This window comes from Methylobacter sp., from assembly GCF_023227905.1.
Classification (GTDB): Bacteria; Pseudomonadota; Gammaproteobacteria; order Methylococcales; family Methylomonadaceae; genus Methylobacter_A.
This window is the reverse complement of the sequence record NZ_JALOCF010000028.1, coordinates 43,871-54,295: the sequence shown is the minus strand read 5'-3', so window position 1 is coordinate 54,295 and position 10,425 is coordinate 43,871. Positions and strand designations below refer to the sequence as shown.

At 48.4% G+C, this 10,425-nt stretch carries 14 protein-coding genes; 11 read left to right on the top strand and 3 right to left on the bottom strand.

Annotation, left to right across the window (positions count from 1 at the left end; translation table 11 throughout):
• The 11 genes from nifH to M0R47_RS12450 all read left to right on the top strand — a co-directional run.
• The coding region (nifH, locus tag M0R47_RS12500) for a nitrogenase reductase (RefSeq protein WP_292555213.1) at window positions 1-588 on the top strand (588 nt) is incomplete at its 5' end.
• Window positions 589-740: 152 nt separating this feature from the next.
• Window positions 741-2,222, top strand: a complete 1,482-nt coding sequence (gene nifD / locus M0R47_RS12495; RefSeq protein WP_292555210.1) for a nitrogenase molybdenum-iron protein alpha chain — start codon at window positions 741-743, stop codon at window positions 2,220-2,222.
• Between the two features lie 176 nt (window positions 2,223-2,398).
• Window positions 2,399-3,970 carry a nitrogenase molybdenum-iron protein subunit beta gene (nifK, locus tag M0R47_RS12490; RefSeq protein ID WP_292555207.1) on the top strand — a complete coding sequence of 524 codons (1,572 nt, stop codon included), beginning with the start codon at window positions 2,399-2,401 and terminating at the stop codon, window positions 3,968-3,970.
• 247 nt (window positions 3,971-4,217) lie between these two features.
• Window positions 4,218-4,355 (top strand): hypothetical protein, encoded by a 138-nt coding sequence (locus M0R47_RS12485; protein WP_292555204.1) that lies wholly within the window; start codon window positions 4,218-4,220, stop codon window positions 4,353-4,355.
• A gap of 103 nt (window positions 4,356-4,458) precedes the next feature.
• On the top strand, window positions 4,459-4,674 hold the full coding sequence (gene nifT / locus M0R47_RS12480; protein ID WP_292436256.1) for a putative nitrogen fixation protein NifT: 216 nt from the start codon (window positions 4,459-4,461) through the stop codon (window positions 4,672-4,674).
• Window positions 4,675-4,684: 10 nt separating this feature from the next.
• The gene (locus tag M0R47_RS12475; protein ID WP_292555201.1) at window positions 4,685-4,885 is read left to right on the top strand and encodes a 4Fe-4S dicluster domain-containing protein; all 201 of its coding nucleotides are present in this window, start codon (window positions 4,685-4,687) and stop codon (window positions 4,883-4,885) included.
• 4 nt (window positions 4,886-4,889) lie between these two features.
• Window positions 4,890-5,588 carry a nitrogen fixation protein NifX gene (nifX, locus tag M0R47_RS12470; protein WP_292555198.1) on the top strand — a complete coding sequence of 233 codons (699 nt, stop codon included), beginning with the start codon at window positions 4,890-4,892 and terminating at the stop codon, window positions 5,586-5,588.
• On the top strand, window positions 5,585-5,851 hold the full coding sequence (locus M0R47_RS12465; protein ID WP_292555195.1) for a DUF6129 family protein: 267 nt from the start codon (window positions 5,585-5,587) through the stop codon (window positions 5,849-5,851). The genes nifX and M0R47_RS12465 overlap by 4 nt, the downstream gene beginning before the upstream one ends.
• A 12-nt stretch (window positions 5,852-5,863) precedes the next feature.
• Window positions 5,864-6,640, top strand: a complete 777-nt coding sequence (locus tag M0R47_RS12460; protein ID WP_292555192.1) for a 4Fe4S-binding leucine-rich repeat protein — start codon at window positions 5,864-5,866, stop codon at window positions 6,638-6,640.
• Entirely contained in the window at window positions 6,633-7,643 is a 1,011-nt protein-coding gene (locus tag M0R47_RS12455) for a hypothetical protein (protein WP_292555189.1), read from the top strand. Before M0R47_RS12460 ends, M0R47_RS12455 begins: the two co-directional genes overlap by 8 nt.
• A gap of 60 nt (window positions 7,644-7,703) precedes the next feature.
• Complete coding sequence (locus tag M0R47_RS12450; RefSeq protein ID WP_292555186.1) at window positions 7,704-7,922, top strand: Nif11-like leader peptide family natural product precursor; 219 nt, start codon at window positions 7,704-7,706, stop codon at window positions 7,920-7,922.
• Between the two features lie 92 nt (window positions 7,923-8,014).
• Here M0R47_RS12450 and M0R47_RS12445 read toward each other — a convergent pair whose 3' ends face one another.
• The 3 genes from M0R47_RS12445 to M0R47_RS12435 form a co-directional block, all read right to left on the bottom strand.
• Window positions 8,015-8,647, bottom strand: a complete 633-nt coding sequence (locus tag M0R47_RS12445) for a uracil-DNA glycosylase family protein (RefSeq protein ID WP_292555183.1) — start codon at window positions 8,645-8,647, stop codon at window positions 8,015-8,017.
• 3 nt (window positions 8,648-8,650) lie between these two features.
• Window positions 8,651-9,415, bottom strand: coding sequence for an exodeoxyribonuclease III (locus tag M0R47_RS12440; RefSeq protein ID WP_292555180.1), 765 nt, complete (start codon window positions 9,413-9,415; stop codon window positions 8,651-8,653).
• 126 nt (window positions 9,416-9,541) lie between these two features.
• On the bottom strand, window positions 9,542-10,012 hold the full coding sequence (locus M0R47_RS12435; RefSeq protein WP_292555177.1) for a hypothetical protein: 471 nt from the start codon (window positions 10,010-10,012) through the stop codon (window positions 9,542-9,544).
• Between the last annotated feature and the right edge of the window lie 413 nt (window positions 10,013-10,425).

Here is a 10,425-nt window from a genome sequence, read left to right as displayed (position 1 = left end):
GCGGGTCGCGGTGTAATTACAGCGATTAACTTCCTTGAAGAAGAAGGTGCTTATGACGATGAACTTGACTTCGTTTTTTATGATGTACTTGGGGATGTTGTGTGTGGTGGTTTTGCCATGCCAATCCGTGAAAACAAGGCGCAAGAAATTTACATCGTCTGCTCGGGCGAAATGATGGCAATGTATGCCGCTAATAACATTGCTAAAGGTATCGTGAAATACGCTAACTCAGGCAGTGTACGTTTAGCTGGTTTGATTTGTAACTCACGTGAAACGGCTCGTGAAGACGAATTGATCTCTGCTTTGGCTGCAAAAATCGGCACCACCATGATTCACTTCGTACCACGCGACAACGTCGTGCAACGCGCTGAAATTCGTCGTATGACTGTTATCGAATACGAACCACAAGCCAAACAAGCTGACGAATACCGTCAATTGGCTATGAAAATTCGCGATAACAAAAACTTCATTATCCCTACTCCAATCACGATGGATGAACTGGAAGAATTGATGATGGAATTCGGTATTATCGATCAGGAAGACGAATCGATTATCGGTATCACTGCGGCCGCTGAAGCAACCGCTTAATACTGAACAACCGTAGGGTACGCACCGCGTACCTTTTGGCAAGTCCAAAAATGGTACGCGATACCCTCTGGGGCATAAATGCGTACCCTACGATTTCCATCCTAAAACCTGTCTGTTGGGGGATTACCCACGGCACAAGTAGGAGAATACTCATGGCAGCTCTAACAAAAGAAGAGACCGAAGCGCTTATTCAAGAAGTGCTTGAAGTCTATCCCGAACAAGCAAGGAAAGATCGCGCCAAGCACTTGGCGGTTAACGATCAGTCTTTGGAAAAATCCAATAAATGCATTACTTCAAACCGTAAATCTCAGCCCGGCGTAATGACCATTCGCGGTTGTGCCTACGCAGGTTCCAAGGGCGTGGTTTGGGGGCCTATTAAAGATATGATCCATATCTCGCACGGCCCGGTCGGCTGCGGACAATATTCGCGCGCCGGTCGCCGTAACTATTATGTCGGTACTACCGGCGTTAATACTTTCGGCACCATGAACTTTACTTCCGATTTTACCGAAAAGGACATTGTTTTCGGCGGCGATAAAAAGCTGGCCAAAATCATGACTGAAATCGAAGAACTGTTTCCATTAAACAAAGGCATCAGTATTCAATCGGAATGCCCGATCGGCTTGATCGGCGACGATATTGAAGCGGTCGCCAAAAAAGCCAACAAAGACATCGGCAAACCTGTGGTGCCGGTTCGCTGCGAAGGTTTTCGCGGCGTTTCCCAATCGTTAGGCCATCACATTGCTAACGATGCGATTCGTGACTGGGTCCTGGAAAACCGTGATGGCGATGATACTTGGCCAACTACGCCTTATGACGTTGCTGTGATCGGTGACTACAACATCGGCGGCGATGCTTGGGCTTCACGTACTTTGCTGGAAGAAATGGGTTTGCGCGTCGTGGCCCAATGGTCCGGTGACGGCACGATTGCGGAAATGGAAAAAACGCCAAAGGTTAAATTGAATCTGATCCATTGCTACCGTTCAATGAACTACATTGCGCGGCATATGGAAGAAAAATACAAGATCCCTTGGATTGAGTACAACTTCTTCGGCCCTACCAAAATTGCCGAATCATTACGCAAAATTGCTGCGTTATTCGATGAAACGATTCAAGCCGGCGCTGAAAAAGTTATCGCTAAATATCAAGCTGAATACGATGCGGTTATCGCCAAATACAAACCGCGCCTGCAAGGCAAGCGCGTGATGCTGTATGTCGGCGGCTTGCGTCCGCGTCATGTTATCGGTGCGTATGAAGACTTGGGCATGGAAGTTGTCGGTACCGGTTATGAATTCGGCCACAACGACGACTACGACCGTACTATCAAGGAAATGGGCAATGCGACGTTGATTTATGACGACGTAACCGGCTATGAGTTTGAAGAGTTCGTTAAGAAAGTCCAACCTGACTTGATCGGTTCCGGCATCAAGGAAAAGTATATTTTCCAAAAGATGGGTATTCCGTTCCGTCAAATGCACTCTTGGGATTATTCCGGCCCTTATCACGGTTATGACGGCTTTGCCATCTTCGCCCGCGATATGGACATGACATTGAACAACCCTTGCTGGAAACAAGTGAAAGCACCTTGGAAAACAGCTGAGAGTTCAAACGTAGCAGTCGCTGCAAGCGCTTAAACCGATCGGTAAATGTTGGGTTGCAAAAAGCCTGCAACCCAACGCGGTTCAACGATGTAGGGTACGCATCGCGTACCTTCTCACGGAGCGCCGCATGATTTGCAAAAGGTACGCAATGCGTACCCTACCGTTCCTTCAACCGTCGTCCACAGATTAGTGGCGCGTAGGAGATTATCATGAGTCAAGAAGTCGAAAACATACAACCGAGTTATCCTTTATTCCGCAACGACGAATACAAGGAAAGCCTCGCCAATAAACGTGAAGCTTATGAAGAGCGTCATCCTCAGGAAAAAATTGACGAAGTATTCCAATGGACAACCACCAAGGAATACCAAGAAATCAATTTTAACCGCGAAGCATTAACGGTAAACCCGGCTAAAGCCTGTCAACCGCTAGGCGCTGTACTTTGTGCGCTAGGTTTTGAAAAGACCATGCCTTATGTTCATGGTTCGCAAGGTTGCGTCGCTTATTTCCGTACTTATTTCAACCGTCATTTTAAAGAGCCTGTCGCTTGCGTTTCCGACTCCATGACTGAAGACGCAGCGGTTTTCGGCGGACAAAAAAACATGATGGCCGGCTTGGAAAATGCCAAGGCTTTGTACAAACCCGACATCATTGCAGTCTCAACCACTTGTATGGCTGAAGTTATCGGTGACGACTTAAACGCGTTCATCAATAACGCTAAAAAAGCCGGACATGTCGAACAGGACTACCCAACGCCTTTTGCCCATACCCCAAGCTTTGTCGGCAGCCATACTACGGGTTGGGACAACATGTTTGAAGGCATGATCAAGTATTTCACCTTGAACCATATGGACGACAAAAAAGTCGGTTCCAACGGCAAGATCAACCTGGTTCCGGGCTTTGAAACTTATCTGGGCAACTTCCGCGTCATGCACCGCATGATGAAAGAAATGGGTGTTGATTACAGTTTAATGAGCGATCCTTCCGAAGTCTTGGATACGCCCGCTGACGGAACTTTCCGCATGTATGCCGGCGGTACGACCCAAGCCGAACTGAAAGACTCGCCTAATGCGATCGATACTTTATTGCTGCAACCTTGGCAGTTGGAAAAAACCAAAAAGTTTGTGCAAAACATTTGGCATCAACCCGCTACTGCAATCAACATTCCGATGGGCCTGGAATGGACCGATGAATTCCTGATGAAAGTCTCCGAATTAACCGGCAAACCAATTGCTGCGTCTTTGGAACTGGAGCGCGGCCGTCTGGTTGACATGATGACCGACTCTCACGCTTGGCTGCACGGCAAAAAGTTCTCTCTATACGGCGATGCGGATTTCGTCATGGGCATGACTAAATTCCTATTGGAAGTGGGCGCTGAACCGACTGACGTCTTATGCAACCATGCCAACAAACGTTGGAAAAAAGCCATGGACAAAATGCTGCAAGATTCGCCTTATGGACAAAAAACCGAAGTCCATATCGGCAAAGATTTATGGCATTTCCGCTCATTGGTCTTCACCAACAAACCGGACTTCATGATCGGCAATTCTTACGGCAAGTTCATCCAACGCGATACTTTCTACAAAGGCGAAGAGTTTGAAGTACCGTTAATTCGCATCGGTTTCCCAATCTTTGACAGACACCACCTGCACAGAATGACAACACTGGGTTATGAAGGCGCTATTTATATGCTGACAACCCTGGTTAATGCCGTACTGGAACAGTTGGATAAAGAAACCAAAGGTATGGGGACAACTGACTATAACTACGATTTGATTCGTTAAGTTAGAAAAGACTTCACCACGAAAGACACGAACGACTGCATGGACGCAGGAGGTAGAGCAACGCAGGAGCAGTTGCCGAGGACACGAAGGTTTTAAGTCACGAGGGACGGGTTTTGTAATCCCCGTTCCTCGTTCCCACGCGCACGTCACTGCCATTAAGTTAAACGGATTAGACAGAATAATTGCTGATGTGGGGGCGACTTCCGATGTAGGCCGGAATAAGTCCGCCCGGCGACAGCAAGGGCGGATGTTTCCGGCAATCGAAGCGCCGGAAACACCAGTCCTGCGCTTAACGCGCGGACAGGCTTATTCCGGCCTACGTCGAGATGTGTATAACGACGAGCGCAGCGCGTGGGAACGAGAACTTACCTTGTTTTCTTCGTGAACTTCGTGTCTTCGTGGTGAATCAATCAGTGTACTTAAATAAGTGTGTATGAGGGCGACCGTAATCGCCCACAACCTTAAATGCGTGTAAACGGAGAAACTCAATGCCTAGTGTCATGTTAAAGAAAAATGCAGAGGGCAAATTAGTCTTCTACGTACCCAAGAAAGATTTGGAAGAAGTGGCGGAATCCGTTGAATTCGACAGCTCCGATAAATGGGGCGGCGAAGTTTTGCTCAGCGACGGCTCGAAATATTATTTCGAACCGCTGGACGCACAACCGGATTTCCCTGTCACCTTGCGCGCGAAACGTTTAGATTAGGAGAATAATCATGGCCTTATATATTGTTGCAGCGGATTGTATTTCATGTGGCGACTGCGAACCGGTCTGCCCGACTAACTCCATCACCGAGGGCAAAATTGTCTTTGAAATCGACAAAAAAACCTGCACCGAATGCGAAGGGGATTTTGACATTCCTCAATGCGTCAAAGTATGTCCTATCGATAACTGCATATTGCCTTTAGAGGCCTAAGCAGATGAACAGCCAGGCTGAACTCTCGCGAGAACTGGCTTTACGTATCGGGCTGGCCGCTCGCGCCTTGCCCGATACCGATGCCAAACGCCTGCTTTCAGTATTGACTGATTGCATCGGCCTTCCTATCACTGAAGAAAAAATTGTCGGCATTGATCTTAATACGCTAAAAACCGCTAAAGCCGGTGAGTTTATCGATGTTGACGAACCTTTGTTGACTCATGCTTTAAGCGTCCTTAAATCCGGTCTGAATATCCCCAAGCAACAAGCCTATATTGACGGCGACATGCCCGGTTCGGTTCGCATCGCTTGCGCCAGCAACGACGGCATCAACGTTGACGGTCATTTCGGTTCTTGCAGCCAATTTATGATTTACCAGGTTTCAGCAGATGAAGCCCGATTGGTCGACATTCGCGATACCGACATCCCCGACGGCCTGGACGTGGAGGATAAAAACGTATTCAGGGCGGAACTGATTAAGGATTGCCAAGTGCTTTATATCGCCTCGGTTGGCGGCCCTGCGGCAGCCAAAATCGTCAAACTGGGCATTCATCCAATGAAGCTGCCCGGCATTGAATCGATTGCTGAAATCATTGACCAACTGCAAACCGTGATCGCTGGAACTCCGCCCCCTTGGTTGGCTAAAGTCATGGGTATTGAAGCAAACGACCGGTTCAGGTTTGAAAGAGAGGCGACAGGATGATTACTACTGAACAAATCAACGCCATCACGGCAAAAATTGAAACGATGGGGCTTGATGACGCTACGGTTTCCGAGCTGAGACAGCAATATCAACCCATCCATTTCACTTACTGCATGGACGACGATCTGCCCAACAATAAGCCGGTTATTGAGCATAAAGATTTCAATCTTTATTTAATCGACGGACGGGATCACTGTCTGTGCCTGACCAACGATTATGATGTTGCTACCGGCATTGTCGTTGCAGAAATCATCCCTGACTAAACGGAAATTCCCATGTCCGGCCATGAAAGCCCTGTCAGCGTTCCTTTTGCCGATTGCAGTCTTTGTCCATTTCGCGGCAAAACCCTGCTGATGGGGCGTTGCATGCCCGGCGACACCTGCGTATTCGTCGAAAGCGGCCGTCAAATCGACCGCTTTTTTCGCGTTAACCCGGGATTTGCCGAGCAATACCTGCACGACCGATTTTGGGAACGACGCGCGATTGCGGTCCGTTACGCGCCGCAAAAAGCGCTTGCCGAGCTGATCGACGATGAAGATGAAGTGGTCAGGCGCGCGGTCGCTTATCGGATACCGCCGTCTCAGCTGCATCTGTTAATCGACGATGCCGACCGGGAAGTTCGCATGACTGTCGCCGACCGCCTTGCGCCTGAAGACCTGGAAAAGATGGCCGGCGATAAAGACTATATCGTCAGATTAACGATAGCCAAAAGACTGCCGAAAGGCCGGCTGTTCCGGTTCATTCGCGACGAAGACCTGCAAGTACGGAAAATCGTGGCCGAACGTTTGCCCGAAGTCAGCCTTGGCTTGATGGCTGATGACAGTGCGCCTGAAGTCCGGCGCATCGTCGCTGAACGCATGAACCCGGTTGATGCCGTCATCATGCTAAATGATACCGACTGGGTAGTGCGTTATACCGCTGCCCAGCGTGTTGCGCCCGAAGCATTGGCCTGCTTGCTTGATGATCCCGAACCCGATGTCAGGGCCGTGGTGCAGGATCGATTAAATTTACATTCTCATAACACCGAGAAACCGGGAACAGCCTATGACTGACCAACCTTTTCAACTTGACGGGCAACAGCTTGCAAAAATCTGTAAGCACACCCTGCCAGACCATGAAGACGAACTACTACTTTCCAAGCTTCAAGCGTTGAATCCCGGCTACCCCATTCGCTTGGCCAAAACCGGCGAAGAATGGTATCGGCTGGGCGGCATTGTCGATATGAGCGGAAAACGCATTGCCAACAATTTGATCGAATGGACCGAGCGTACTTACATCGAGTGCGGCAAAGATCTGCAAACCCTGATCGATCATGCACGGGAACAAAAGTTCATCGCCACCCGGCAGACCGGCAACACCCTTTATTTTGTGATCCAAACCGGCGCTAAAGCGGAACAATTCATCCAGATCGACATTGATAAAACCCATGAGATGTCGGATCGGCTGCTTGTTAATGGCGACTATCCGCCGGAGGATCTGGAAGAATTTATTGATCCACTGGACCCGGAATGCATAGAAACATTCTGCATTGGAACCTCGGCAATTGCTCCCGGCATGGCTCTACCTCCTGCATCCATGCAGTCGTCACGTTATTCTTATCGACGTAAAACTGACGTGTCGGTTTTCATGGATGAAATCAATAAATACCATGTCAGCGAGCATCCGGCACAGCGCTTTATGGACGACTGGAACCGCAGCAGCGCCCAGCAAAAAGCCGTGCTTTCCGATGACTGGATTGTCCGACCTTTCCGGCATACCGGGCGTTTCGGCGAGCAAATAATCAACGTCGAACTGATCAACACCCAGCAAAAAAACGTCCCGCAACTGGAAGACATTAACGGTAGAAAAGGCACCGCATTGCATAGTCTGCTAGCCCGTTTTGATCGCCAAGCCGGTTACCCGTTTGCCTGGTTCTTTTACATGGTCAAAGGCAAGCTGGTTTCCCCGAACTGCGGCGTGGCGGTTTATAAAGACATTAGCGGGGATTTTTCTTACCTGCCCGAACGCGACGTCGCAGTACTTAAAGACTGGATTGACACGCCTTACAGCGTGTAGCGAACACTGAGTTTTTCATCAACTGCATTGCAGTAATTTTCAACAAAAGGAGTCAACACCATGTCAATTGCACAAATAAAAGCCTTCTCTGAGATGGCGAAAACAGATGCTGAACTAAAAGAGAAACTGTTAGCCGTACAAAAAATCCGAGAACTGATCACATTGGGCAAAGAATATAACTTTGAACTGGATGAAGTGGAGCTTTATCCGCCCAACGAACCGCAATTCGTCGAAGAGCAACTTTCTGAAAGAATGGCTAAGGCGTTGTTGCGGGTTTAATCCATACGCATGGCAGACCTTCCAGGTTTTCAAAACCTGGAAGGTCTAACTGGCAACGTTCCGAACGAAACGACACGATCTTTTAGATACGACTACTTGTCCTCAAGCGCACAATCTCGGCAAATTTGCCGCCAAGACGGATGATTCTGCAAAATCGTCAATGCCGATTCCAGCAGCGCAAGACCCGCTTCAGTTCTATGCCACGTCGACGCGCCGGACGGATGCGGCAGAGGGATCGCCTCTGTGCGGTGACCATGAAAAGTGACAGGATGAAGCTTACCGATCACATCATTCAGCTTTTTGACTGGCATTAGCTGGCCGATCGCCAGTTTGCCGACCGGCAGAATCAAATCGGGCTTAAGCAAATCGACTTCCGCTTGCAGCCAGCCTGCGCAATGACCGATTTCAGCCGGGCTAGGCACACGATCGCCGCCCTTCGGATTTTTACCCGGAAAGCAGCGGCACACCGCAGCCATATAAACACGCTGCCGAAAAGTCTCCTCATCCAGCCCGATACGCTCAAACCATTTGAACATCGTTTTACCGGCCGTCCAGGCAAACGGTTTGCCGAAACCGCCTTCCTTATCGCCGGGCGCCTGACCGATCAGTAAAATCTTCGATAATACCGGGCTGCCGCTCACGACCGGCCCGATCATTTCGGGGCATTTGCTGCAATTGAATAATGCGGTTCGATGAGCCCGCATCAGTTGTTCGCGTTTAGGCATAATTTAAAGATCTATCTCGATGCCGACCGGGCAATGATCCGAGCCGAGAATCTCCGGCAGAATAAAGGCCTGTTTGACTTTGTCGACAATCGTTTCACTGGTCAGCACGTAATCGATCCGCCACCCGACGTTTTTTGCCCTGGCCCCGGCGCGGAAACTCCACCAACTGTAAGCAACGGTATCGGGATGGAAATGCCGAAAAGTATCGACCAGTCCGGCGTCGAGAAAACGGCTGAAACCGTCGATTTCAACTTGGGTATAGCCGGACGATTTATTGTAATTCGGCTTCGGGCGGGCAATATCGATTTCCCGGTGCGCGACATTAAAATCGCCGCAAGCGATCAGCGGTTTCTTGCTTTGCAGTTGCTGACAATAGGCCAAAAATTCGCGATCCCAAGTTTGGCGGTAATCCAGCCGGGCCAAGGCCTCGCCGGAATTAGGCACATACACGTCGAGCAGATAAAAATTTTCGAATTCGGCAACGATCACGCGGCCTTCCAGATCATGCTCGGCAATGCCGATATTGCTGATAACTTGCAGCGGCTCTTTCCGGGACAAGATGGTGACGCCTGAATAACCCTTGCGTTCGGCACAGCAGGAATAAATCTTGTAGCCGTCGATGCCCTGCAGCGCCTTATCGATCTGATCGGCCTGGGCCTTGGTTTCCTGCAACAGAATGCAGTCGGCATCAAGCAGCTTAAGCGTTTCGGCAAAGCCTTTGCTTTGCACAGCGCGAACGCCGTTGACATTCCAGGAGATTATTTTCATGAGAGGGTTCCGTCTGATGGGTTAGAGGTTGGGGCTTTAATGGTGAATTTGTGTTTTATGGGTTTGATTTTCTGCAAAAATAAAAGACCTGTTCCTATTTGTTTCTGCGTTTCATCCGAGCTTATGCTAATTGTCTATCAATTTATTAACTTGCTCTTTTATATATTCTCTCATTTCATATTCGGAACCAAGTTCAGACTGGAAGCTTGGGATGTTTTTGCAACACAATAATTCATACATATATTCTCTCCATAAGCTACTCACTCTGCTGCCTAATCCCGCTAATGCAAGTAAATGCTCAGGGGATTTGGCTTTTACGAAAGCCCACTTGGGTAACCAAAACTTGCCGTCCATTGTGTCGATTATTTCGTATTTGAGATCATTAATTTTGGATGGAGAAATTTTTTTCGGTTGAATTAAATTTTCAAGAAAGAGGTGAAGTACTAAGAAGTCGCAGTAGAAGTAGCTGATTTCCAATGATTCGCGATGATATTCCTCCTTAATGTTAACGAGCAAAATTCCACCGCCCCGCCCCGCGCCATAAGATGGTGAATGAAGGCGAAAACCTTCCAAGTTAGAAAATAGTGGACGAATCAATTTCCGGTGGATTTCCCATCTATCTTTGGGTCTTTTTCGGCGTTTTTTTATATTATTGGTATCGACGAAGACGGATTTAAGCTGGATGGGTACAAGTGTGCGTCGATCATCGAAAATTAAATCAAATCCATCACAATCAACTGTTGGCGTATAGATTAGTAAAATCGTAACCGTGAAGTGCCGCTGCCAGCAGCAGGTCGTATTTTATTCTACTCGTTAACAATAATTCTCTCGCATTGCTGTATCGAGAAGTTGTGATGAAACTAGACAATTGCGATTTCATTTTAAATTTAAGGAGAGTGTAAAAGCGTAACGTATTACGTCATATAAATACTAGGATTGAACTTCGAGGTTGAATTTACATCCCTCTCAAAGCCTCTTCGAGTAAAACAATTCTACAGGGTATCTACATG

What these genes read in the sequence shown, in the direction of transcription:
- M0R47_RS12475 (WP_292555201.1), top strand. Translation starts at nt 4,685, where the DNA reads ATGGCCTTATATATTGTTGCAGCGGATTGTATTTCATGTGGCGACTGC.
- M0R47_RS12465 (WP_292555195.1), top strand. Translation starts at nt 5,585, where the DNA reads ATGATTACTACTGAACAAATCAACGCCATCACGGCAAAAATTGAAACG.
- M0R47_RS12455 (WP_292555189.1), top strand. Translation starts at nt 6,633, where the DNA reads ATGACTGACCAACCTTTTCAACTTGACGGGCAACAGCTTGCAAAAATC.
- M0R47_RS12445 (WP_292555183.1), bottom strand. Translation starts at nt 8,647, where the DNA reads ATGCCTAAACGCGAACAACTGATGCGGGCTCATCGAACCGCATTATTC.
- nifD (WP_292555210.1), top strand. Translation starts at nt 741, where the DNA reads ATGGCAGCTCTAACAAAAGAAGAGACCGAAGCGCTTATTCAAGAAGTG.
- M0R47_RS12485 (WP_292555204.1), top strand. Translation starts at nt 4,218, where the DNA reads ATGTTTCCGGCAATCGAAGCGCCGGAAACACCAGTCCTGCGCTTAACG.
- nifX (WP_292555198.1), top strand. Translation starts at nt 4,890, where the DNA reads ATGAACAGCCAGGCTGAACTCTCGCGAGAACTGGCTTTACGTATCGGG.
- M0R47_RS12460 (WP_292555192.1), top strand. Translation starts at nt 5,864, where the DNA reads ATGTCCGGCCATGAAAGCCCTGTCAGCGTTCCTTTTGCCGATTGCAGT.
- M0R47_RS12440 (WP_292555180.1), bottom strand. Translation starts at nt 9,415, where the DNA reads ATGAAAATAATCTCCTGGAATGTCAACGGCGTTCGCGCTGTGCAAAGC.
- nifT (WP_292436256.1), top strand. Translation starts at nt 4,459, where the DNA reads ATGCCTAGTGTCATGTTAAAGAAAAATGCAGAGGGCAAATTAGTCTTC.
- M0R47_RS12450 (WP_292555186.1), top strand. Translation starts at nt 7,704, where the DNA reads ATGTCAATTGCACAAATAAAAGCCTTCTCTGAGATGGCGAAAACAGAT.
- nifK (WP_292555207.1), top strand. Translation starts at nt 2,399, where the DNA reads ATGAGTCAAGAAGTCGAAAACATACAACCGAGTTATCCTTTATTCCGC.